Source organism: Actinoplanes sp. NPDC051851, assembly GCF_040681165.1.
Classification (GTDB): Bacteria; Actinomycetota; Actinomycetes; order Mycobacteriales; family Micromonosporaceae; genus Actinoplanes.
In genome coordinates, this window is sequence record NZ_JBFAYF010000025.1 from 61,565 (window position 1) to 82,879 (window position 21,315).

The window sequence follows — 21,315 nt, forward strand, 5'->3', positions numbered from 1 at the left end:
GTCGGGCCCAATCAGTTGTGGGAGGTAGGAGTGTCAGCAGACACTGATGAGCTGCAGGTCTGGATCGATCAGGACCTCTGCACCGGTGACGGACTCTGCGTTCAATACGCTCCGGAAGTCTTCGAACTGGACATCGACGGACTCGCGTACGTCAAAGACGACTCGGGCGAGTTGCTGCAGGCCCCGGGCGTGCGCGCCGGCGTGCCGCGCCACCTGGTGCTCGAGGTGATCGACTCCGCCAAGGAGTGCCCCGGGGACTGCATCCACGTACTCCGCAGCGAAGACGACGTGCCGGTGGCCGGTCCCCTCGCCGAGGAGTGAACCGGAGTGAACGTCTTCTAGAGCGTGGGCCGTCCCACTAGAGACGCCACAACTCGGGAGAATTCCTCCAAACGGGCGATCTGCCCCGGCCCGCCGTCGTCGAGCGTCTTGCCGAACCGCAGCGCGTCGTGGCGCAGCGGGGCACGGCCCTCCTCCTCGGCCACGCCGGGCGGCGGCACCGCGTCGTCCACCGAGCTGAGCAGCAGGTAGACGTCGATGCTGTCGACCCGGGCCTGGCCGTTCGGCGTCCGCGTCAGGCGCCGCCGGCAGCCCACCTCGGTGACCGTGGAGAGCGGCACCACCCGGAGCGACGAGGTCATCGACCCGGCCGGGCCGTCGCCGGGAGCCACGTCCTCGCCGTGCCAGAGCACCAGCCGGCTGCCGTCGCAGACCACGACCTCCTGCCAGACCCCGTTCACCTCGTTGACGAAGCGCTCCAGAGTGAAACAGAGCACAGAGGCGCCGCGGAGCACTCCGAAGAGTGCCTCCAGAGCCACCTCGGGGTCCCGCAGATAGGCGCGGGCCGCCGAGTCCAGATCCGGGTAGGGCGACCAGTCGGGGAAAACCGCCGGCATCTCGTTGCCACCGCCGAACGGCGGAGAGCTCATCGCGCCCACCCCTTTGTTCCTCCCTCAGCCACCGTCATGGGGCCCTGTCGGAACCTACCGGACTCGGCGATCCCGGTCACTCCCCGGTGGTGTCGTCTCGCTCCGCGTGCCCGTTCCCGGCCGACCCGTTCCGCTCCGCCGCCGACCCGTCCTGCTCCGCCGCCGACCCGTTCTCGACGTGCGCGGCGGTCGCGGCGTTCACGACGGCCTCCGCCTTCGCGTCGGCCAGCGCGCGGCGCGCGGATTTCCCGGCCGGCTCGGCGATCTGCTCCTCGGCCGCCGCGGCGAGCGCCACCTGAGCCGCCTTGCGCAGCGCGTACGCCTCGGCGCCCTTGCTCGGCTTGCGGCGGCGCAGCGGGGCCGTGACGCCCGGGGCCAGCTTCCGCGAGGAGACCAGGAACGCGGTGTGCGCGATCATCCGGTGGTCGGGGCGGACCGCCAGGCCCTCGGCGTGCCAGTCGCGGATCAGCGACTCCCAGGCCCGCGGCTCGGTCCAGCAGCCCCGCTCGCGCAGCGCCTCGACGAGCTCGGAGAGCTGCGGCGTGGTGGCCACGTACCCGACGAAGACGCCACCCGGGATCAGCGAGCGCTCGACCATGTCGAGCGCCTCCCACGGGGTCAGCATGTCCAGCACGATCCGGTCGAACCCGGTGATCTCGTTGCCCGCGACGTCACCGTCGTGCAGGTGCCACGCCGGGTGCGGGCCGCCGAAGAACGCCTCGACGTTCTTGCGGGCCACGGCCGCGAAGTCCGGCCGCAGCTCGTAGCTGTGCACCTCGCCGGACTCGCCGACGGCGCGCAGCAGCGAACAGGTGAGCGCACCGGAACCGGCGCCCGCCTCGAGGACCTTCGCACCGGGGAAGACGTCACCCATCGCGACGATCTGCGCCGCGTCCTTCGGGTAGATCACCTGAGCGCCGCGCGGCATGGAGAGCACGTAGTCGCTCAGCAGCGGGCGGAGGGCGAGGTACTGCGTACCGCTGGTCGCGGTGATCACGCTGCCGTCCGGCAGGCCGATCAGCTGGTCGTGCTCCAGCGCGCCGCGGTGGGTGTGGAACGCCTTGCCGGGTTCCAGGACGATCGTGTGCATCTTCCCCTTGGGGTCGGTGAGCTGAACGCGGTCACCGACCCGGAACGGGCCGTGGTGGGCGGGCACGGAATCGTCGACGGCGGTGGCTGGGGTTGTGGTCACTACTCTTCTCTCAGTCTCAGGTCCGTTGCGGCCGCCGGGGTACGCGCTGAGGTTCCAGCACGGCGGCGACGTCGGCGACCCGCAGGACGCCGATCACATCCTCGCCTGCCGTCACCAGGTACTGCGCACCCGGGTGGGCCTGCAGGGCCCGGACCACCTGCTCACCGGTGAGCCCGACCGGCAGGCTGGTCAGCACGTCCCGCGACCAGGACACGCTCTCCACGCTCACCCAGGGCCGCCGGTCCACCGGCACCCGCTCGGCCGCGACCGGGTCGACCAGTGCGGTCAGGGTGCCCGCCGAGTCGGTCACCGCGAGCACCGCGCCCGGACGGGGGTCCTCGGAGCGGCGGCGCTGCGCCTCACCGAGCGGCGTACCGGCCGGCACGGTCAGCAACGGCCGGGCCAGCTGACTGAGATTGATCAGAGGGAACCGCCCGGTCATCCGGCCCAGCCGGATCGACTGCCCGGCGCCGTGCCAGAGCGTCATCACCACCAGCAGGACGAAGAGCATGCCGAACATGGTCAGCACGCCGACCTGGTAGAGCACGACCACGGTGGCCGCGGTGAGCAGCGCCAGCACCCGCCCGGACCAGCCGGCCACCACGGTCGCCCGGTTCCGGTCCTTGAGCAGCGCCCAGACCGCCGCGCGCAGCGCCCGCCCGCCGTCCAGCGGCAGCCCCGGCAGCACGTTGAAGACCGCCACCAGCAGGTTGCTCGCGGCCAGCTGGAACGCGATCTCGCCGGGGACCGTACGCTCCGGCAGCAGCACGGCGGCGACCGTGGCCACCCCGCCGAGCAGCATCGAGACCAGCGGACCGGCGAGCGACACCAGCGCGTCCACCCGGGGGCTCGGCGCGTCCCGCTCCATCTCGGTCCAGCCGCTCAGCAGCTCCAGCGTGATCCGCCGCACGCCGATCCCGTTCCGGCGGGCCACCACCGCGTGCCCGAGCTCGTGCAGCAGCACCGAGCCGAGCAGACAGGCCACGAAACCCAGGCCCACCAGGTACGCCCATGGCTGCACCAGAGCCAGCTCGGCGGCCGCGTAGTTGCCGTAGACCACCGTCACCAACAGGGCGAGCAGCAGCATCGACCCGTTCGCGTACACGGGGATGCCGAGCACCCGTCCCACCGGCCGTCCACCGGCGACCGGTGCCCGCCCCGGGGCCGCGCCGCTCTCCTCCATCCACTTGATGCTACGGAAACCGTTCCCCCTCCCCCACCCCGGCATTTCGCGTCACACGCAGCATCCACCCCACTCCTCCCCGCACACGCCCACCCCGCCTGCGCACCGCCCGTACCCGCTCGCGAGGCCGTGCCCACACCCGGCCGTAGCGCGCTCCCGGTCCTGGCCGGCGCTGAGGGGTGCATCGAGACCCGCGACGCACCCCTCAGCGCCAGCCGACCGGTGGCGCGCGGTGGCGGGTGGGCGACATTCCGGACCCTCCGCGGCGGATTTCGTCGTACCTCTGCCCTAGCCTGGCTGGCATGACGGCACAGACGGTCTCCCCCTCTCCGCAGCCCGGCCCGGGCGACTCGGCCCAGGCCACGGCGTCCGCCGTGCCCGCCGGCCGGGGACGGCGCTCCGAGACCCCGCCCGGCCCCTCCCTCTCCCCGTCCCGCGCCGCCGACTTCAAGACGTGCCCGCTGCTGTTCCGCTTCCGCACCATCGACAAGCTGCCCGAACAGCCCTCCGCCGACCAGGTCCGCGGCACCCTGGTGCACGCCGTCCTGGAGCGCCTCTTCGACCTGCCGGCCGTGGAGCGCACCCTGGAGGCGGCCGCCGATCTGGTCACCCCGGAGTGGGAGAGGCTGCTCGCCGCCGAACCCGCGCTGTCGTCCCTGTTCAGCGCGCCGCCACCGGTCCGGCAGCCGGCACCCTCGCGGGCGATCCCCCGGCCCGCCGCCCAGAGTCCACTTCCGGACACTGCGGCCTCCCCAGCCGGCGCGGCCGTCCACGACTCCGGCTCCCCCGCCGGCGCGGACCCGTCGCCCGGCGCCGCCGGCGCGGCCGGTGGATCCACCGTGGAGGGTTCCGGGGCCCCTCCGCTGCGGGATCCGGCGGCGGTCGCGGCGGAGGCCGACGCGACCGGGCAGCTCGCGCTCGTGGACGCGCCGGCCGGTGCCGGGGCGGCGGCGCGGCTCGACGCGTTCCTGGGCAGTGCGCGCGACCTACTGAGCGGGTACTTCGCGGTGGAGGACCCGCAGCGGCTGGAGCCGGCCGAGCGGGAGACGCTGATCTCCGCCATGATCGATGACGAGCTGCTGCTCCGGGGCTACATCGACCGTCTCGACGTCTCGCCCGCGGGTGATCTGCGGGTGGTCGACTACAAGACCGGCGGGGCGCCGCGGGAGGCGTTCGAGGGACGGGCCCTGTTCCAGCTGAAGTTCTACGCGCTGGTGCTGTGGCGTACCCGCGGTGTCGTCCCCCGGGCACTGCGACTGCTCTACCTGAAGGATGCCGAGGCGCTCGACTACAGCCCGGACGCGGGCGAGCTGGAGCGGTTCGAGCGCACGCTGGTCGCGCTCTCCCAGGCCGTCGAGCGGGCCAAGCGGGAGCGCGACTTCCGCCCCAAGCCCAGCCGTCTCTGCGGCTGGTGCAACCACCAGGCCCTCTGCCCCGAGTTCGGTGGCACCCCGCCGCCCTTCCCGGAGTCCCCGGCGACCGGCCTCTCCGCCGAGTCCGAGCCCGACCGGCTCTCCCCCACGCTCCGGGACACCCCCGTTGCCTGATCCCCGCGCGAACCGGACGATCCGGTGAGACCCGTCCGCGTGCTGCTCGCCGACGCCTCGGCCCTGCACCGCTCGGGCCTCCGCGCGGTCCTGTCCGGTTCCGATCAGCCGACGACCTCAGCGGCGACGGCCACGGCAGCTCGGACGACGACCACCGGCATGACGGCCTCGCACACCCCCGGCGCCGACGTGACGGCCTCGCACGCCCCGGGCACCGGGATGACCGCGGAACCGGCGGCGGGCGACGGGATGGCCGCGGATCGGGCGGCGGGCGGCGGGATGGCCGCGGACGGGGGCGGCGCCGGGGTGATCGTGGTGGGTGAGACCGGGGACGGTGCGGAGGCCGTCGAGCTGGCGCGGCGGCTGCTGCCGGATGTGCTGATCACCGAGGTCACGCTGGCCCGGATCGACGGGCTCGCCGTGACCAGGGCGGTCGTCGGGGCCCGGCTGCCCGTCCGGGTGCTGGTGCTGACCGCGCACGACTCCGACGACCAGCTCACCGAGGCGCTGGCCGCCGGGGCGACCGGGTACCTCCCGAAGGACGTGGCGCGGGAGGAGCTGATCGCCACCGTCCGGGCGGTCGCCGCCGGGGGCGCGGTGATCAGCCCGCCCGTGCTGGCCCGGGTGCTTCCCCGCTTCGCGGCGATGCTGCCGCCGTCCGCCGACGGGTCCGGGGCGGACGGGACCACCGCGCGGCTGCGCACGCTGACCGGCCGGGAACGCGAGGTCCTGATCCACGTGGCGCGCGGGCACACCAACGCCGAGATCGCCGGCACCCTGCAGGTCAGCGAGACCACCGTGAAGACCCATGTCGGACATGTCCTGGGCAAGCTCCGGCTCCGCGACCGTACCCAGGCGGTGGTGCTGGCCTACGAGTCCGGCCTCATCAAACCGGGCGGGTGACCGGGGAACCGGGGTCTTCCGGCCGACCGGGAGCGGCGGAGAGCGAGACGGAGGCGGCGGAACGCAGCAGGGTGAGCAGGGCCGCGCCGGGGAACGGGGCGGCGCCGGGGAACGGGGCGGCGCTCGTCGCGGCGAACAGGGCCGGGAACCAGGCCAGGCCCAGCTGGATGGCGTCGGGCGTGTCAGGCGGCACCGGACGGCCCCGCGGCTCGGTGGATGCGGATGTCACCGGAAGCGGTCCGTACCCGGATCTCGAGACTCGTGACGGGAACCGCCGGGGTGGCGGGCGCCGCGACGGAGCCGACGGGAGCCGGGGCGGGCGAGCGGGGTGACGGGTCCGCGGCGGTCAGGTCGTTGATCGCGCGGCCGGTCGCCGTGTTCACGTCCAGCCATACGCCGGTTCCCGGTGCGACGCCCACGCTGATGTCGCCCGATGAGGTCTTGAGACGGGCCCGGCCCTGGCACAGGGAGCCGACCTCGATGTCGCCCGACGCCGTCACGGCCGCGAGGGAGCCGCCGCACGAGCGGACCGCGATGTCGCCGGAGGCGGTGCCCACCGTGGCGTCACCGGTGACGTCACCGACACGGATCCGGCCCGACACGGAGCGCACGTGGACGGCGCCGCCGGCCCGGAGCACGGAGAGATCGCCGCTGGACGTGCCCAGGTGGACGTCGCCCAGCACCTCGGCGACGTGCGCGGCCGCGGAGGAGAGCCGCAGGTGCACGTCGCGGTAGACGCCGTCGGCCCGGAGGTTCGCCGCGGAGCTCTCGCCGGTCAGGGTGCTGCCGGACGGCACCCGGATGACGATCCGGAGCGGGGCCGGGCGCCGCATCCGCCACCGCTCGAACGGCGGCGCCTGCACCACCAGGGTGTCGCCGTCCAGCTGGACGCGGGTCAGTTCGACGGCCTGCCGGGCGGCCGCGGACCCGTCGGCCGGGCTGACCTCCACGCTGACACCCGGTACGCCGGCACCGGCGACGGGAGAAGCAGCCTCGGCGGGCGCGGCCGGCGAGGACGGGAAGGCCGGCGAGGACGGGAAGGCCGGCGAGGACGGGAAGGCCGGCGAGGAGAGGGAGGGCGGTGCGGACGGGGCGGAACCGGGAGAGGAGGGTTCGGCTAGCACCTCGACGGTGCCGGTGTGGGCGCGCAGCGCGACGGTGACCGGGCCGCTGTGGTCGAACTCGTACATGAGATGTCCCTTCAGGCGCGGAAGAAGCCGGTCACGCGCCTGGCGGAGCCGGAGGCGGACTCGGTGGACGCGGGCGCCGGGCCCGGGGTGACGGCGCTGGTCACGGCGCGGACCAGCCACGCGTTGACCGAGATGCCCTCGGCGGCGGCGGTCTGCTCGACGTGTGTCTTGAGGGCCTCGGGCATCCGCAGGGTGAGCCGTGCCAGGTCGCCGCCGTCCGGAACGGGTGGGGGCGCGGGCAGCGGCGGTGCGGCGGTGACCGGGGCGACCGGGGTGACGACCAGGTCGGCCTCGCGGCCCCGGAGGCGCAGTTCGACGGTGGCGTCGCTGAGCCGGGTGGTGATCTCGGCGGCGGCGTCGGAGAGCACCTCGAGCAGCGCGAGACGGGCCGACGGCTCCAGCGCGGTGGTCAGCAGCTCCGCGGCCCGGACGGTCTCCGGGCCGCCGGGGGCCGCGGTCGCCGCCAGATCGGCGCGCAACCCTTCCAGGTACGGCGTGAGGTCCATGACCCCACTATGACGTCACTGATGACGTCACGCAATACCGGATGACGTCAGAGTGCGATGGGCGTACCGGAAAAGGGTGTGAAAGCCGGGAAAGATGTGAAGGCGGAAAAAGGGTGTGAAGGCTAGAAAAGGGTGTGCAGGAAGGTGGGGTCGACGCCGACGAGGGTGGTCCGCAGGTGGATGCCGTCGAGAGGGGGCAGCTCCAGCTCGGAGGGGACCGCCAGGACGACGGCTCCGGAGGCGAGGGCGCTGGTGACGCCGCTCGGCGAGTCCTCGATGGCGACGCAGGAGGCGATCGGGACGCCGAGCAGATCGGCGGCGATCAGGTACGGCGAGGGGTCCGGCTTCGGCGACGGCACCTCGTCACCGCAGACCACGACGTCGAAGTTCTCCGCGCCGAGGGTCTTCAGCGCGACCTCGGCGATCCGGCGCTCGGTGGAGGTGACCAGCGCGGTCGGCAGGCCCGCGGCACGGACCGCGTGCAGCAGCTCCATCGCGCCCGGCCGCCAGATCAGGCCGTCGGCGAAGAGCTCGGTGATCCGGTCGTGCAGCCACGCGACGTCCGGGGCCTGCGGGCGGTCCGGCTGGCCCAGGTCCTCGCGGAAGAGCCGCATGCTGACCGGCATGCTGGTGCCGACCATCGCGAGGCGCGCGGCGGCGGAGAGCCGGCCGCCGGCCAGGATCGCCAGCTCCTCGAGGGCGATCCCCCACATCTTCTCGCTGTCGACCAGGGTGCCGTCCATGTCGAAGAGGACCGCGGCGGGTCGGATGACGTTCAGGGCGCACTCCCAAAAAAGCCCATTCTGTCCGGCGGCGGCGTGCCCGGCCGACCGAATGTGAGCAAGCTTTCACAGCTTGCAGGGGGTCAGCGAATCGTTGAAGCCCTGCTCGAACGACTCGGTCCGCTGCTCGGCGCTGCCGTGCGCGCCCTCGGCGAACCACGGCTGCCCGGGATCGTCGCCGACCGACTCCAGGCCGCGCGCCAGCTCCTCGGTGTCGCCCTCCTGCAGGACCAGCGCGCCGGCCCGCTGCTCGTCGCCGATGAACGCCCCGGCCATGCAGTCGGCCTGCAGCTCCTGCTGGATGGTGAACCGCTTCTGGATGCCGAGCCGGGCCTGGATGCCGTGCGCGTACTCGTGGGCGAGCAGGTAGAACAGGAACGAGTCGCCGATCTGGCGGAACACGTCGAAGGCCCAGTTCACGTCGTACGCGATGAAGTCCCCGTCGGAGCAGTAGACCGCGTTGTTGAGCGGCAGCGCCTCGCCGGCGCAGTCCACCTCGCCCTCCCGCTCGTAGGGCACCACCTGGGAGATCGGCTGGAACCGGGTGCCGGCCCGCTCGAAGATCTGGGACCAGTAGTCCTCGGCCACCTCCTGGGCGTCCTTCATGTCGGCGGCGAACTCCTCCGGGCTGTCGGTCCCGTCGGGGTTCAGGGATCCGGTGGCGGTGACCGTGGGCTCCGCGGTGGGCTCCTCACCATCCACCAGGGGCCCGCCACCGCAGGCCACGAGCGTCAACAACAGGATCGAGAGAACGGTGAGACGGCGAGCGGACATCGGCGGCCTCCTCTCCCTCCACCGTAGACATGGGGGTCAACCCCGACACCCCCTCAGTGACGCCCCTCAGGGAAATCTCCGCGTCGCCGTCCACCGCTGGGCTGACGCCGCGGCCGAAACCCATCGACAGACTGAGCTGGCTATCGACAACAGGGGGAGAAGAACGGTGACAGCGACTCAGGCCGGCGGCCCGGTGGCGGCACGCGCGGAGGAGATCTGGAAGGTCTACGGCTCCGGCGAGGCGCGGGTGACCGCGCTGCGCGGGGTGAGCGCCGAGTTCGGGCGCGGACGGTTCACCGCGATCATGGGACCGTCCGGCAGCGGCAAGTCCACGCTCATGCACTGCCTGGCCGGTCTGGACACGGTCGACAAGGGCACCGTGCACGTCGGCGGCACCGAGATCAGCCGGCTCGGCGACAAGGCGCTCACCCGGTTGCGCCGCGACCGGATCGGCTTCATCTTCCAGCAGTTCAACCTGCTGCCGACGCTGAGCGCCGCGGAGAACATCCGGCTGCCGCTGGACATCGCCGGCCGCAAGGCCGATCCGCAGTGGTGGGACGTGGTGATCGACACGGTCGGCCTGCGGGACCGCCTCGGGCACCGGCCCAGCCAGCTCTCCGGCGGCCAGCAGCAGCGGGTGGCGTGCGCGCGGGCGCTGATGGGCCGCCCCGACGTGATCTTCGCGGACGAGCCGACCGGCAACCTGGACTCCAGGTCCGGCGCCGAGGTGCTGTCGTTCCTGCGCGACTCGGTGCGCGAGCACGGGCAGACCATCGTCATGGTCACCCACGATCCGGTGGCCGCGGGCTACGCCGACCGGGTGGTCTTCCTGGCCGACGGCGCGATCGTCGACGAACTGGCGAACCCGACCGCCGAGACCGTTCTCGACACCATGAAGCGCCTCGACGGCCAGCACGACCCGGTGGTGCTCTGATGCTGCGCGCCACCCTGAAGAGCCTGCTCGCCCGCAAGCTGCGCCTGGTCCTCTCCGGACTCGCGGTGGTGCTCGGGGTGATGTTCGTGGCCGGTTCGTTCGTGGTCACCGACACCCTGAACCGCACCTTCGAGTCGATCTTCGCCGACGCCTACTCGGCCACCGACGTCGCGGTCTCGGCCAAGCCGAAGATCGCCGTGTCCGAGATGGACGGCGAGGAGATCGCCGCCCCGGTGCCCGCCTCGACCATTGACAAGATCAAAACCCTTCCCGGGGTACGCTCGGCGACCGGCCGCATCGACGCGGACGGCGCCCGGGTGATCGGCTCCGACGGCAAGGTGCTCACCTCGACCGGAGCGCCCCGGCTCGGTGGCAACTGGACCGGCGCCGACGGCCTGATGGAGCTCCGGGAGGGCCGCGGACCGTCGGCCGACGGCGAGATCGCGGTCAACGCGACCACGGCGAAGCTGGCCGGGCTCACGGTCGGCGACCGGGTCGGCGTGCTCACCCTGCAGCCGAAGAAGCAGTTCACCCTGGTCGGGATCTGGGGCTACACCGGCGGGCGGGACAGCATCGGCGGCGTCCAGGAGGTCGCGTTCACCACGCCGGTCGCCCAGGACCTGATGCTCGGGGTGCCGGACGCGTACACCTCGATCGTGGTGCAGGCCACCGACGGGACCACGCCCGCGCAGCTGCGTGACCGGGTCGCCGCCGGGCTCGGGCCGGACTACGTGGTGAAGACCGGCGAGCAGCTCGCGCAGGAGAGCACGTCGAGCATCCAGGAGGGGCTGGGCTTCTTCAACAACATCCTGCTCGGGTTCGCCGGCGTCGCGCTCTTCGTCGGGATCTTCCTGATCCTGAACACCTTCTCGATCATCGTGGCGCAGCGGACCAAGGAGCTCGCGCTGCTGCGGGCGATGGGGGCCAGCCGCCGTCAGGTGATCGGCTCGGTGCTGGTCGAGGCGATCGTGATCGGGCTGATCGCGTCGGTGCTCGGGCTCGCGGCCGGGATCGGGGTGGGTGCGGGACTGGCGTACCTGTTCGGCTCGCTCAACGGCGACATGGCCCTGGCGCCGATCGGGGTACCGCCGGTCGCGATCATCAGCTCGTTCGTGGTCGGTCTCCTGGTCACCGTGGTCGCGGCGGTGCTGCCCGCACTGCGCGCCTCACGGATCGCCCCGGTCGCGGCGATGCAGGAGGTCGCGCTCACCGACCGGCCGCTCACGAGGCTCAGCGTGGCGGGCGGGATCGTCACGGCGGCCGGGGGCGTGGCGCTCGGCGTGGGGCTCTTCGGGGACACCGGTGACGCCACGCTCTGGCTGATCCTCGCCGGGGTGCTGGTGTCGTTCGTCGGGATCGCGCTGCTCACGCCGTTGATCAGCAAGCCGGTGATCGGACTGCTCGGCCGGCTCTTCGCGTGGTCGGTGCCGGGCCGCCTGGGCCGGCTCAACTCGGGGCGCAACCCACGGCGGACCGCGATCACCGCGGCGGCGCTGATGGTCGGGATCGCGCTGGTCACCGGTGTCACGGTGATCATGGACTCGGCGAAGAGCAGCCTCAGGGCCGAGGCGGCGAGCATCCTCAAGGCCCAGATCATGATCAGCGGCGATCAGACCGGGGCGCGGCCGCCGACGTACGACCCCACGGTGATCACCCGGACCGCCGCGCTTCCCGGGGTACGGGCCGCGGCCGCGCTCTACGACGACATGGTCCAGATCGACGGCGACAACCAGTACGTGGTGGCGGCCGACGACCTCTCGGTGCTCGCCGAGTCGTACGGGACGACCGCGGCGCCGCTGCGGGACGACCAGATCGCGGTCAGCCGGCCGGAGGCCACCGAGCGGAACTGGCAGGTCGGGTCGACCACCACCGTGCAGGGCGCACGGGGTGACCCGCACACGTACACGGTCGCGCTGATCTACACCGACGACACGCTGCCCGGCCGGATCATCCTGCCCGCCGTCGCGATCAAGGACTTCGGGATCAACCAGCCGGTGCTCGGCTTCGTCCGGCTCGACGACGGCGTGCCGGTCTCCTCGGTGCTCCCGCAGGTCAAGCAGTTCCTCGCGGACAGCCCGGAGGTCACCGCCACCGACGCGGCCACCTTCGTCGACCAGCAGGCCGCCCAGTTCGACCAGATCATCACGATGATCCAGATCCTGCTCGGGCTGGCCATCCTGATCGCGGTCCTCGGCGTGATCAACACCCTGGCCCTGTCGGTCCTGGAACGCACCCGCGAACTGGGCCTGCTCCGCGCCGTCGGCCTGGGCCGCGCACAGACCATGCGCATGATCACCGTCGAGGCCGTGGTGATCTCGGTCTTCGGCGCCCTGCTCGGCGTCGCGGTCGGGGCGGGGATGGGCGCCGCGGTCACCCGCGCCCTGAAGGACGACGGCATCACCCAGATCGTCCTCCCGTGGGGCCGGATGGGCACGTACCTCCTACTGGCGGCCCTGGTCGGCGTGGTGGCCGCGGTCGTCCCGGCGATCCGGGCCGCGCGCCTGAACGTCCTGGGCGCCATCGCCCACGACTGACGCCCGGCTCCCCTGGCTGTACCGGTTCGGGGCGGTACAGCCGGGGACCCGGGCACAGGAGCGCAGGCGCCGAGTTCCGGCCGCTCTCATGGGGGACGTCGTGTCGGCCCGGGTACGGAGCGCGGTGGATCTTTCCGGCTGGCGCTCGGGGCGGCGGCCGCCTCTTGAGCGCGGTGGGGGAGGCGACGGCGTACGAGAGGAAGGGGTTGATCTAGACCTTGCTGGGGATGCGGCGGTGCAGTTCGGCCAGGAGGACCTCGGGGCCGGGGGACATCAGGCCGATGTCGACCAGGTAGGAGACCTCCTCGCCGCGGTGGCGGGTGCGTGGGGGGAGGCCGCGGCTCTGCAGGATCTGGACGTACTCCGGGGAGACCGGGGTCACCACCAGCTCGGTGAAGGGGCCCCAGCCGTGCAGGCCCACCGCGGCGATGCCGGACCAGGGGATGTGCACGGCCTTGCGGCCCGTCGCGGCGAAGTCGAGGCCGTGGACCGAGCTGTGCAGCCAGCCGAGGCGGCGGTAGAGCGCCACCAGGACCACCGCGGCGGAGATCATCGGGGCGAGCAGCGCGAGTTCGAGGTACGTCACGATGTCGGCCGGGGCGAAACGGACGCCGAAGAGGAACGAGAAGCCGGCGTAGAGGGCCAGGATCGCGGTCCACGCGGCGGCGACGACCCAGAGAACGGTCACGAAGAACATGCCGCGGGGCTGGACGAAGCTGACGGTGTCGTCGGCCGGGCCGAGCACCTGATCGACGTGGCTGGTCATACCGAGAAGTATGCGGGGATTCGCCCGGCTTCACGCCCGGAACGGGCGCTCCCGCGGCCCGCAGACCCGGCGCGGCCGTCGGGTGCGTTTCCCGGCCCGCACGTAGGCTGTCTCCCATGACTGAGTTCGACGGCCTTCCGCTGCTCCGCTCCCCCGTGGCCATCGCCGCCTTCGAGGGCTGGAACGATGCCGCGGACGCTTCGACCGCGGCCGTGGAACACCTCGAGCAGGTGTGGGAGGCCAAGGAGATCACCAGCATCGACCCGGAGGACTTCTACGACTTCCAGGTGAGCCGGCCCACCATCACCATGGCCGAGGGCGAGACTCGCAAGATCGAGTGGCCGACCACCCGGTTCATGGTGGCCAGCCCGCCCGGCGCGGACCGGGACGTGGTGCTGATCCGGGGCATCGAGCCGAGCATGCGCTGGCGGACGTTCTGCGAGTCGGTGCTGGAGATCTGCCACAGCCTGGAGGTCAACCGCATCGTGCTGCTCGGCGCGCTGCTGGCCGACGTGCCGTACACCCGTCCGCTACCGATCAGTGGCAGCGCCTCCGACCGGGAGACGGCCGAGAAGTACAACGTGGTGCCGACCCGCTACGACGGCCCGACGGGCATCGTGGGCGTTCTGCAGGAGGCCGGCACGCGGGCCGAGCTGGACGCGCTGTCGTTCTGGGTGCACGTGCCGCACTACGCGAACAATCCCCCCTGCCCGAAGGCGACCCTGTCCCTGCTGTCCCGGATCGAGGACGTGCTGGACCTGCCGGTGCCGATGGCGAACCTGGCCGAGGAGGCCGACGAGTGGGAGAAGCGGGTCCGCGCGGCCGCCGAGCAGGACGCGGAGCTGGGTGAGTACGTCCGGGAGCTCGAGGAGCGGGTGGGTGACGCGGGGATCCAGCCGTTGACCGGGGACGAGATCGCCAGCGAGTTCGAGAAGTACCTCCGGCGCCGGGGTGGGTCGGCCGGGCCCACCGCCGGCAGCTGGTGAGGTTCCCCCTGACTTCCGGCCGTCAGGGCGTGACGTGGTCACCCGCCTTGACGGCCGCGATGAAGTCGGCCCAGGAGTCGCGGGAGAACCGCAGGATCGGACTGTCCGGGAGTTTCCCGTCCCGGACGTCGATACCGTCGCCGTTGACGGCAACCTCGACGCATGCGTTGTCGGCGCAGTAGCTGCTGCGCCTCCACTGGGGATGATGCCGGCCGGCGTGGGAAGAAGTCACCATGACCCCCTTCTCGGACCTGTGTCTACGAGCGTACGTGGGTCATGCGCATTCGCCACCGTCATTTGACGTGATCCGGCGACGCCGTGCCCGACATACGGAAACGGCGCACGACCCGTGGGGGTCGTACGCCGTCGCGAAGCCGGGGTTTCAGATGTCCGAGTACCGTCCCGCGGTTATGGAGTCGAGGAACCCATGCCAGTCCGCACGGCTGATGCGCAGGACGGGCTGACCGGGATCCTTGGAGTCCCGCAGGGCGACGCCGTGGTCGCCGATCGGGGCAGCCTCCACACATGCGCTGTCAGCGCAGTAGGAGCTCCGAGTCCACATCAGCGTGGGCTCCACCATCCGCCGTTTCCTTCCAGAAGTCGGGTAGCGCGCAGGGCCCTCATCAGGCGCCTGTCGCTAGGCGCAACGAAGGTATCGGGTCCGAGGGTCCGTCCACAATCGGGTGATCGTGAAAAAACGATGACGTTCGCGACTTCATGATAGGCGGGCTGATGGCGATATTTCGTATTTTTCGGAGTTAGCGCGTAAGGTCTACCGACCGGAGTGGCAGATCTCCGACAGAGGCCCCGTTTCAGTCGTCCAGGGCACGTCGCAGGTCGGCGTACTCGGCGTGGATGGCCCGGCGGCTGGCCTCCTCGTCACGCGCCTGGTTCCAGAGCTCCTCGAAGATGTGCCGGTGGAACGCGATCTCGTCCGGCCGGGTGCTGACCGCGTCCCGGTCGTAGAACTCCTTGTAGAGAACCGAGTCCTCGTCGTCGTCGACGTCGCCGAGGTGCAGCACCTGGAAGGGGCCGAGGATGCCGGCCTGGGCGCCCTTCTCGAGCGGCACCACCCGCACGTGGACGTTCGGGCGCAGGGTGTACGCCTCCAGCGCCTCGAGTTGCTCGGCCATTATCTTCGGCCCGCCGACCTTGCGGAGCAGCACGGACTCGTCGAGGGCCAGGTAGTAGTCGGGACCGTCCGGGCGGTCCAGGATCTGCTCCGCGCGCTTGCGCCGCACGTCGTAGCGGACCTGCCGGGCATCGTCCGAGAGCTCGGTCCGCCACCAGTTGAGCACGTGGTCGGTGAGGGCCGGGGTCTGCAGCACTCCGGGCACGAGGAACGGCTGGTAGACCCGGATCGCGGTGGCCTCCGCCTCGAACTGCACGAGCTGCCGGAGGCTCTTCGTCAGGTGGCTGCGGTACTCCGGTTTCTCGTACCAGCGCTGGCGGCGGGAGACCTTGGCGTCCTCGACCAGCCGGGCGATCTCCTCGGCGTCGTCCACGTCCAGGGTCTGCAGCAGCGCGCGCAGGTCGGTGACCGAGACACCGACCTCGCCGCCCTCGATCCGCTGCACCTTGCTCAGTGACCAGCCCAGACGTTCCGAGACCTCGGTCTGACTCAGGCCCAAGGACTGGCGGTGGCCTCGAATGGCGAGGCGGACTCGCCGTCGCGCGACGGCGGGCGGTTCTCCGTGCATGGCGTCCATGCCATCCCGTTTCCCGGCCGTTTGCGGCTCAACAGCCGTGCTTCAAACAGCTACATGTCAGCTAGAAAGTTAGCACCGTCCCTGTGTGGATTAAAGCCCGGGCCGCGGCCCGGCGGCCCGGCGCCGACACACCCCCTCGATATGCCGGAAGCCGGGCCGCCGTCTCAGAAGCCGAGGCTGCGGCGGTGCTCGATGCACCGGCGCAGGCCACGGCAGACCTGGTCGAACTCGCGCTGGTCGTAGGAGCTGAACAGGATCGCCGGGCGGTAGTGGTAGACCGCGACCAGATCCCAGCGGACCAGGCGCGGGCGCAGGCACCAGCCCGCCTGGACCAGCAGGGCACTGACCACCACGCCGGCCAGGGCCCGGGAGACCGGGCCGATCAGCGGGACCGTCGCCACCGCGACGGCCAGGGCGGAGACGCCCAGCACCGGGCGGTTCCCGTCGCCCTCCGGATGCTGCCGGACGATCCGTACGGTGTGGAGATCGCCGACGGCGAAGCGGCGACGGCCGCCACCGACGTCCTCGAAGAAGTCGAGAGTGATCAGGGCCCGTGGGCCCTCGTAGTACACGAACATACGACCCCCTCCCCCGGGTCTCGGGGCTTGCCGACGGAGGGGAGAGTGGGCCAGGATGAGCATGAGTGAGTCCCCCCTCCACAGCGAGGCTGGACCTGGGGCGGTGACCAGTTGCAGCTGGTCGCCGCCTTTCTCGTCGCGGCGAAAGCTCTTGCCGGGGAGCACCCGCCGCGACGGTCGGCCCACTCGCTGTACGGCCAGTATGCGTGCCACCGAGCATGATCGCTATACGTCTGTTTGCTGTACCGCAGATAGACCCCGGCACGTCATGCACCGGCGTGTCTCCGTTGGACCGCCGGCACGGTGCCGCATCCTAGGAACCTAGTGAGAAGCCCGCCGCCGGCCGAAGGGGTGCGCATGACGATCAACCCGGGCAATGCCGAGTTCCCGCACCGTCAGATCGCCGCTCAGCTGCGCGAACGCATCCGGCGCGGCGACTGGCAGCCGGGCGAGCGCCTCCCCTCGATCCCCGCGATGGCCGAGATGTTCGGTGTCGCCAAACAGACCGTGCAGCGCACCGTGGACCAGCTGCGCGTCGAGGGCATCCTGATCACCAAGCCGGGCTCCGGGACGTACGTGCGTGGCACCCGCCGGCGGCTCAACCGGCTCTCCCGGGGCCGCTACGGCGCACACCGCGGCTATCACGCGGACCTGGCGGCCCGCTACCGGCAGCAGCTCACCGGGGTACGCCGGGAGGCCGCCCCGCCCGAGGTCGCGGACGCCTTCGGGGTACGCGACGGCACGGAACTGCTGGTCCGGCGGCATGTGGTGCGTACCGACGACGCCACCGTGGAGCTGGGCGCCTCGTGGTTCCGGATCACCGACGCGAGCGGGACGACCCTGGAGCGGCCGGAGGCGTTCGGACGGCCGCTGTACCAGGAGGCCGAGGAGGTCCTGGGCCGCCGGTACGCCTCGGCCACCGACACGATCACGGCACGGCAGCCGAGCCGCGACGAGGCGGAGATCCTGCAGATCCGGCCGGACACGCCGGTGCTCCATCTGCTGCACGTCGCCTTCGACGAGACGCGTAAGCCGATCGAGGTGGCGCAGGCGACCTGGCCGGGTCCGATGACGACGCTGACCGAGGAGTACCGGATCCCGGCGCCGGCCGCGGAGCCCGATCCGGATCCGGGCCTCGCGCTGGCCTGACCTATCCCAGAGAGAGCGAGTCCAGGGCCGCCACGAAACGGTCCGGGGACTCGAACATCGCCCGGTGACCGCCCGGGATCACGATCAGTCGCTTGGCCGGCGCGGTCAGTCCCGGGTACCACCGCGCGAACACCTCGGACAGGCCGCGCATCTCCCCCTCACCCTGGATGAAGTAGGCCGGCACGTCGAGCCGCGTCACCGACTCGCGCAGGTCGACGTCCTGCATCCGCGGGTACAGCGCCGCCCAGGTGTCCATGATCGCGTTCAGCGTGTGCACCCGCTGCAGCGGCGAATACTCGCTCACCCCGACGTCGAACGCCGCCGACCGCTGCCCGTACGCGGCACCCTCGTTCAGCATCAGCGGCTCGTAGGACCAGAAGTCCGGGTACGGCGGCGGCCCCTGCTCCCTCAGCTCCCCGGCGAGGTCCGCTCGCCCGGTCCGCTCCGCCCACGCCAGCACGTCCTGATAAAAGATCAGATCGCTTTCCCGTACGTCGACCGCCTGGCCCGTTCCCACATAGGCCGAGTACTTCTCCGGATGCCGTTGCACCACGAGCACGCCCAGCACCGAGCCGCCGGAGTGGGCCAGCAGCACGATTCTCTCCCGGCCGAACCGTCTCCGCAGGTAGTCGGTGACCGCGACGATGTCGTCCACCGACCGGCCGACCGTGACCGTGTCGCCCAGCGCCGCGTAGGAGCCCCCGCCGCCACGGCGGTCCAGCGTGGCCACGACGAAGCGCGACTCCAGCGCCGCCAGGTGGCGCCGCATCGCGCCCAGCTCCGAACCGCCCGGCGCGCCCGGGACGAAGAGCAGCACCGGCCTGGACAGGTCGCGGCCGCGGATCATCACACGCAGGTCGTTCACCCGGGCCAGCTCGGCCACGCCACCGGGGATGCCCGGCGTGCGCGCGGGCACCGCCGCCAGCGTGACGAGGACGAGCAGGACGGGCAGGAGCACGATCCCCCTGCGGGCCAGGAGCATCGGCACCAGCGTGACGAGGTACTGCACCCCGCGGCCGGCGAGCAGGGCGACCAGGCCGAACGCGGTCGGGTGGGGGATGTCCGCGGTGGGTGCGCGGGAGAGGGAGCGAAGGACTTCCAGGGCTACGGCGTACGCGAGAAGGGGGAGAAGCCGGCGGGACCGCGGCAGCCGGGCGAGGTGGAGGCCGACCGCGGCGCTGCCCACGATCGAGATCAGGGCCTGTGTGGCGGTCAGCGGACCACGGGGTGTCCACCAGCCGAGGAGAGCGCCCCAGAGGACGGCCGTGAGCAGACGGTAGGTCATGCCGATGAGGATCTTCCGCCCCCGGTACGACTCACATCGGCCGATGGATACCCGGGTGGTCATACCTTGGTATCTGGTGGCGGGAATCGACCGCGCCCTAGCCGTGCTTCGGATCCCGGCCGAGTGCCAGGCGCGCTCTGGGCCACGCCGCAGCCCCGGTCGGGATCCGAAACACGGCTAGGCTTCCGCCATGCTCTTCGCGCTGCTGGTGCCCGATCCGGCGAGCCCGGGTGCCCGTCTGCGGGACCGGCTCGCCGATCTCGTCGCGGTCGTGCTGGCGTGTGCGTACGGGACGTTCATGATGCGGATCGGCGACGCGCCCAACCCGGGTGCGGCGATCCCCTGGCGGGCCGACCTGCTGCTCGGGGTGGTGTGCGCGGCGGCTCTGCCGTTCCGGCGCCGGCATCCGCTCGCCGTGGCGGTCGCGCTGCTGCCGTTCGGCGCGATCTCGGTGACCGCGACCGGGGCGATCACGGTGGCGCTCTTCAGCGCGGCGATCCGGCTGCGGCTGCCGGTCCTGCTGGCGCTCGGCGCGGTCAACGTCGGCACCGGCGGGGTGTATTACCTGCTGCAGAGCACGCACCACTTCGGCGTCTGGGTGGACTTCGTGATGCGCGGGGTGGCCACCTCGGCGGTCGTGGGGTGGGGGCTGTTCGTGCAGGCGTACCGGCGTCTCACCACCTCGCTGCGGGAGCACGCGGCGCGGTTGGAGGCCGAGCAGCAGCTCCGGGTCGAGCAGGCGCGGCTGACCGAGCGGGCCCGGATCGCCCGCGAGATGCACGACGTGGTGGCGCACCGGATGTCGCTGATCACGTTGCATGCCGGTGCCCTCGAGGTGCGCGACGCGGTCCGGCCGGAGGAGTTGCGGATCGCGGCCGGGGCGATCCGGAGCAGCGCGCACGAGGCCCTGGAGGAGCTGCGGGCGGTGGTTGCGCCGTCCCGGGGGCGGCCGGAGCCACCGCAGCCGGGTCTCGCCGATCTCCCCGACCTGGTGGACGGGGTGCGGGCGGCCGGGATGACGGTCGGGTTCGACAGTGCGGTGCCGGCCGGCGGGCCGCCCGTGGTGCTCGGGCGGACGGCGTACCGGATCGTGCAGGAGGGGCTCACCAACGCGCGCAAGCACGGTTCGGCGCGGTCCGCGTCGGTCCGGGTGGCGGGCGCCGCGGGCCGGGGCCTGCGCATCTCGGTCACCAACCCCGTCTCGGGTACACCGGCGGGCGGCACACCCGACGACGGCGAGCCCCGCGACGGCGGACCAGACAGCGGCGCGCTCAGCGGCGGCGGACCAGACAGCGGCGCGCTCAGCGGCGGCGGGCCAGACAGCGGCGCGCTCAGCGGCGGCGGGCCAGACAGCGGCGCGCTCAGCGGCGGCGGGCCAGACAGCGGCGGGCTCAGCGGCGGGCTCAGCGGCGGGCTGGGACTGGTCGGCATCGGCGAGCGCGTGGAGCTCGCGGGTGGCCGGGTCCGATACGGCCCACGGGACGGCGAGTTCGTCCTGGAGGCGGAGCTGCCATGGCCGGCGTGACCGGCGACGGGCCCTCTGCGGGCGGGGTGATCCGGCTCGCCATCGTGGACGACGATCCGCTGGTGCGGGCCGGGCTGCGCATCCTGGTCGGCGGCTCGCCCGAGATCGAGGTGGTGGCCGAGGCGGGCGACGGCGCCGAGGCGGTCACCGTCGCCCAGGCGCACCGGCTGGACGTGATGCTGATGGACATCCGGATGCCGCGCGTCGACGGGCTGGCCGCCACCCGCCGGATCCGCAGTCGTCCCGGTGCGCCGCAGATCATCGTGCTGACCACGTTCGACGTGGACGAGTACGTGCTGGAGGCGCTGCGCGGCGGGGCCGGCGGGTTCCTGCTCAAGGACACGCCGCCACGGGAGATCCTGACCGCGGTACGCACCGTCGCGGCCGGCGCGGCGAGCCTCTCCCCCACGGTGATCCGCCGCCTGATCGACCACGTCGCCGACCCGGCGGCGGGCACCCGGCGGGCACGGTCCCGGCAGCGGCTGGCCACCCTGACCGAGCGCGAGTCCGAGGTGGCGCTGCTCGTCGGCGAGGGCCGTTCGAACGCCGAGATCGGCACCCACCTCGGCATGAGCCTGCCCACGGTGAAGGGCCACGTCTCCCGTCTGCTCACCAAGCTCGACCTGAACAACCGCGTCCAGATCGCCCTCCTGGTCCACGACGCCGAACTGCTCTGACCGAGAGGAAGCCACCGCCCCGCCCCGCCCCCCACCGCCACCGCCACGGCACCGCCGCCGCACCCTTCAGCCACGTCGTCCACAGCCCTCCCCCGCCGCCGAGCTCCACATCGATTCGCGGTCTTCGGTCGCCGCTCACGCGGATCGCGGGCGGTCCGGGTTCACG

General features: G+C 72.2%; 22 protein-coding genes and 1 pseudogene. 9 read left to right on the forward strand and 14 right to left on the reverse strand.

The features are described from left to right. Window positions 1-30: 30 nt before the first annotated feature. Entirely contained in the window at window positions 31-321 is a 291-nt protein-coding gene (locus AB0M08_RS23605) for a ferredoxin (protein WP_364496949.1), read from the forward strand. 17 nt (window positions 322-338) lie between these two features. Here the strand turns inward: AB0M08_RS23605 and AB0M08_RS23610 are convergent, their stop codons facing one another. The 3 genes and pseudogenes from AB0M08_RS23610 to AB0M08_RS23620 all read right to left on the reverse strand — a co-directional run bounded on the left by AB0M08_RS23610 (window position 339) and on the right by AB0M08_RS23620 (window position 3,208). Further along, a complete protein-coding gene (locus tag AB0M08_RS23610; protein ID WP_364496952.1) occupies window positions 339-929 on the reverse strand; it encodes a hypothetical protein in 591 nt (196 codons plus the stop codon). A gap of 283 nt (window positions 930-1,212) precedes the next feature. Next, window positions 1,213-2,121, reverse strand: a pseudogene (locus AB0M08_RS23615) (tRNA (adenine-N1)-methyltransferase); the annotation flags it as partial. 16 nt (window positions 2,122-2,137) lie between these two features. Beyond that, a complete protein-coding gene (locus AB0M08_RS23620) occupies window positions 2,138-3,208 on the reverse strand; it encodes a M50 family metallopeptidase (RefSeq protein WP_364497105.1) in 1,071 nt (356 codons plus the stop codon). A 470-nt stretch (window positions 3,209-3,678) separates the two neighbouring features. Here AB0M08_RS23620 and AB0M08_RS23625 point away from each other — a divergent pair, with 470 nt between their 5' ends. Both AB0M08_RS23625 and AB0M08_RS23630 read left to right on the forward strand, forming a co-directional pair. Then, entirely contained in the window at window positions 3,679-4,851 is a 1,173-nt protein-coding gene (locus AB0M08_RS23625) for a PD-(D/E)XK nuclease family protein (RefSeq protein ID WP_364497107.1), read from the forward strand. A gap of 249 nt (window positions 4,852-5,100) precedes the next feature. After that, a complete protein-coding gene (locus tag AB0M08_RS23630; protein ID WP_364497110.1) occupies window positions 5,101-5,754 on the forward strand; it encodes a response regulator transcription factor in 654 nt (217 codons plus the stop codon). Here the strand turns inward: AB0M08_RS23630 and AB0M08_RS23635 are convergent. From AB0M08_RS23635 to AB0M08_RS23655, 5 genes are all read right to left on the reverse strand, one after another. Further along, window positions 5,738-5,947 carry a hypothetical protein gene (locus AB0M08_RS23635; protein ID WP_364496954.1) on the reverse strand — a complete coding sequence of 70 codons (210 nt, stop codon included), beginning with the start codon at window positions 5,945-5,947 and terminating at the stop codon, window positions 5,738-5,740. The genes AB0M08_RS23630 and AB0M08_RS23635 overlap by 17 nt on opposite strands. Further along, window positions 5,937-6,944, reverse strand: coding sequence for a DUF4097 family beta strand repeat-containing protein (locus AB0M08_RS23640; protein WP_364496957.1), 1,008 nt, complete (start codon window positions 6,942-6,944; stop codon window positions 5,937-5,939). Before AB0M08_RS23640 ends, AB0M08_RS23635 begins: the two co-directional genes overlap by 11 nt. Window positions 6,945-6,955: 11 nt before the next feature. Further along, window positions 6,956-7,450: a hypothetical protein gene (locus AB0M08_RS23645; protein ID WP_364496960.1), complete on the reverse strand. Its 495-nt coding sequence runs from the start codon at window positions 7,448-7,450 to the stop codon at window positions 6,956-6,958. 122 nt (window positions 7,451-7,572) lie between these two features. Further along, window positions 7,573-8,229, reverse strand: a complete 657-nt coding sequence (locus AB0M08_RS23650) for an HAD family phosphatase (RefSeq protein WP_364497113.1) — start codon at window positions 8,227-8,229, stop codon at window positions 7,573-7,575. Window positions 8,230-8,298: 69 nt separating this feature from the next. After that, on the reverse strand, window positions 8,299-9,006 hold the full coding sequence (locus AB0M08_RS23655; protein WP_364496963.1) for a neutral zinc metallopeptidase: 708 nt from the start codon (window positions 9,004-9,006) through the stop codon (window positions 8,299-8,301). A 166-nt stretch (window positions 9,007-9,172) separates the two neighbouring features. Here AB0M08_RS23655 and AB0M08_RS23660 point away from each other — a divergent pair, with 166 nt between their 5' ends. Together AB0M08_RS23660 and AB0M08_RS23665 are read left to right on the forward strand one after the other, a co-directional pair. Next, a complete protein-coding gene (locus AB0M08_RS23660; protein WP_364496966.1) occupies window positions 9,173-9,940 on the forward strand; it encodes an ABC transporter ATP-binding protein in 768 nt (255 codons plus the stop codon). Then, window positions 9,940-12,474, forward strand: a complete 2,535-nt coding sequence (locus AB0M08_RS23665; RefSeq protein ID WP_364496969.1) for an FtsX-like permease family protein — start codon at window positions 9,940-9,942, stop codon at window positions 12,472-12,474. The genes AB0M08_RS23660 and AB0M08_RS23665 overlap by 1 nt, the downstream gene beginning before the upstream one ends. Before the next feature lie 211 nt (window positions 12,475-12,685). On the opposite strand, the gene AB0M08_RS23670 is transcribed toward AB0M08_RS23665, so the two are convergent. After that, window positions 12,686-13,240: a hypothetical protein gene (locus AB0M08_RS23670; RefSeq protein WP_364496972.1), complete on the reverse strand. Its 555-nt coding sequence runs from the start codon at window positions 13,238-13,240 to the stop codon at window positions 12,686-12,688. Window positions 13,241-13,356: 116 nt separating this feature from the next. On the opposite strand from AB0M08_RS23670, the gene AB0M08_RS23675 reads away from it, so the two are divergent. After that, window positions 13,357-14,226, forward strand: coding sequence for a PAC2 family protein (locus AB0M08_RS23675; RefSeq protein ID WP_364496975.1), 870 nt, complete (start codon window positions 13,357-13,359; stop codon window positions 14,224-14,226). 22 nt (window positions 14,227-14,248) lie between these two features. Here AB0M08_RS23675 and AB0M08_RS23680 read toward each other — a convergent pair whose 3' ends face one another. From AB0M08_RS23680 to AB0M08_RS23695, 4 genes are all read right to left on the reverse strand, one after another. Next, complete coding sequence (locus AB0M08_RS23680; RefSeq protein ID WP_364496977.1) at window positions 14,249-14,461, reverse strand: DUF397 domain-containing protein; 213 nt, start codon at window positions 14,459-14,461, stop codon at window positions 14,249-14,251. A 147-nt stretch (window positions 14,462-14,608) separates the two neighbouring features. Further along, a complete protein-coding gene (locus AB0M08_RS23685; RefSeq protein WP_364496979.1) occupies window positions 14,609-14,806 on the reverse strand; it encodes a DUF397 domain-containing protein in 198 nt (65 codons plus the stop codon). Between the two features lie 232 nt (window positions 14,807-15,038). After that, a complete protein-coding gene (locus tag AB0M08_RS23690) occupies window positions 15,039-15,935 on the reverse strand; it encodes a helix-turn-helix transcriptional regulator (protein WP_364496982.1) in 897 nt (298 codons plus the stop codon). 164 nt (window positions 15,936-16,099) lie between these two features. Then, window positions 16,100-16,513, reverse strand: coding sequence for a DUF6232 family protein (locus tag AB0M08_RS23695; RefSeq protein ID WP_364496985.1), 414 nt, complete (start codon window positions 16,511-16,513; stop codon window positions 16,100-16,102). A 357-nt stretch (window positions 16,514-16,870) separates the two neighbouring features. On the opposite strand from AB0M08_RS23695, the gene AB0M08_RS23700 reads away from it, so the two are divergent. Then, window positions 16,871-17,662 carry a GntR family transcriptional regulator gene (locus tag AB0M08_RS23700; protein ID WP_364496988.1) on the forward strand — a complete coding sequence of 264 codons (792 nt, stop codon included), beginning with the start codon at window positions 16,871-16,873 and terminating at the stop codon, window positions 17,660-17,662. A 1-nt stretch (window position 17,663) separates the two neighbouring features. Here the strand turns inward: AB0M08_RS23700 and AB0M08_RS23705 are convergent, their stop codons facing one another. Further along, window positions 17,664-18,947 carry an alpha/beta hydrolase gene (locus AB0M08_RS23705; RefSeq protein ID WP_364496991.1) on the reverse strand — a complete coding sequence of 428 codons (1,284 nt, stop codon included), beginning with the start codon at window positions 18,945-18,947 and terminating at the stop codon, window positions 17,664-17,666. 190 nt (window positions 18,948-19,137) lie between these two features. On the opposite strand from AB0M08_RS23705, the gene AB0M08_RS23710 reads away from it, so the two are divergent. Beyond that, complete coding sequence (locus tag AB0M08_RS23710; protein WP_364496994.1) at window positions 19,138-20,472, forward strand: histidine kinase; 1,335 nt, start codon at window positions 19,138-19,140, stop codon at window positions 20,470-20,472. After that, entirely contained in the window at window positions 20,460-21,149 is a 690-nt protein-coding gene (locus AB0M08_RS23715) for a response regulator transcription factor (protein WP_364496997.1), read from the forward strand. Before AB0M08_RS23710 ends, AB0M08_RS23715 begins: the two co-directional genes overlap by 13 nt. The last annotated feature ends 166 nt before the right edge of the window (window positions 21,150-21,315 follow it).

Coding starts and splice junctions, on each gene's coding strand:
- AB0M08_RS23610 (WP_364496952.1), bottom strand. CDS start 929: ATGAGCTCTCCGCCGTTCGGCGGTGGCAACGAGATGCCGGCGGTTTTC.
- AB0M08_RS23620 (WP_364497105.1), bottom strand. CDS start 3,208: ATGCTGCTGCTCGCCCTGTTGGTGACGGTGGTCTACGGCAACTACGCG.
- AB0M08_RS23630 (WP_364497110.1), top strand. CDS start 5,101: ATGGCCGCGGATCGGGCGGCGGGCGGCGGGATGGCCGCGGACGGGGGC.
- AB0M08_RS23640 (WP_364496957.1), bottom strand. CDS start 6,944: ATGTACGAGTTCGACCACAGCGGCCCGGTCACCGTCGCGCTGCGCGCC.
- AB0M08_RS23645 (WP_364496960.1), bottom strand. CDS start 7,450: ATGGACCTCACGCCGTACCTGGAAGGGTTGCGCGCCGATCTGGCGGCG.
- AB0M08_RS23655 (WP_364496963.1), bottom strand. CDS start 9,006: ATGTCCGCTCGCCGTCTCACCGTTCTCTCGATCCTGTTGTTGACGCTC.
- AB0M08_RS23665 (WP_364496969.1), top strand. CDS start 9,940: ATGCTGCGCGCCACCCTGAAGAGCCTGCTCGCCCGCAAGCTGCGCCTG.
- AB0M08_RS23670 (WP_364496972.1), bottom strand. CDS start 13,240: ATGACCAGCCACGTCGATCAGGTGCTCGGCCCGGCCGACGACACCGTC.
- AB0M08_RS23675 (WP_364496975.1), top strand. CDS start 13,357: ATGACTGAGTTCGACGGCCTTCCGCTGCTCCGCTCCCCCGTGGCCATC.
- AB0M08_RS23680 (WP_364496977.1), bottom strand. CDS start 14,461: ATGGTGACTTCTTCCCACGCCGGCCGGCATCATCCCCAGTGGAGGCGC.
- AB0M08_RS23685 (WP_364496979.1), bottom strand. CDS start 14,806: ATGGTGGAGCCCACGCTGATGTGGACTCGGAGCTCCTACTGCGCTGAC.
- AB0M08_RS23690 (WP_364496982.1), bottom strand. CDS start 15,935: ATGGACGCCATGCACGGAGAACCGCCCGCCGTCGCGCGACGGCGAGTC.
- AB0M08_RS23695 (WP_364496985.1), bottom strand. CDS start 16,513: ATGTTCGTGTACTACGAGGGCCCACGGGCCCTGATCACTCTCGACTTC.
- AB0M08_RS23700 (WP_364496988.1), top strand. CDS start 16,871: ATGACGATCAACCCGGGCAATGCCGAGTTCCCGCACCGTCAGATCGCC.
- AB0M08_RS23705 (WP_364496991.1), bottom strand. CDS start 18,947: ATGACCTACCGTCTGCTCACGGCCGTCCTCTGGGGCGCTCTCCTCGGC.
- AB0M08_RS23710 (WP_364496994.1), top strand. CDS start 19,138: ATGCTCTTCGCGCTGCTGGTGCCCGATCCGGCGAGCCCGGGTGCCCGT.
- AB0M08_RS23715 (WP_364496997.1), top strand. CDS start 20,460: ATGGCCGGCGTGACCGGCGACGGGCCCTCTGCGGGCGGGGTGATCCGG.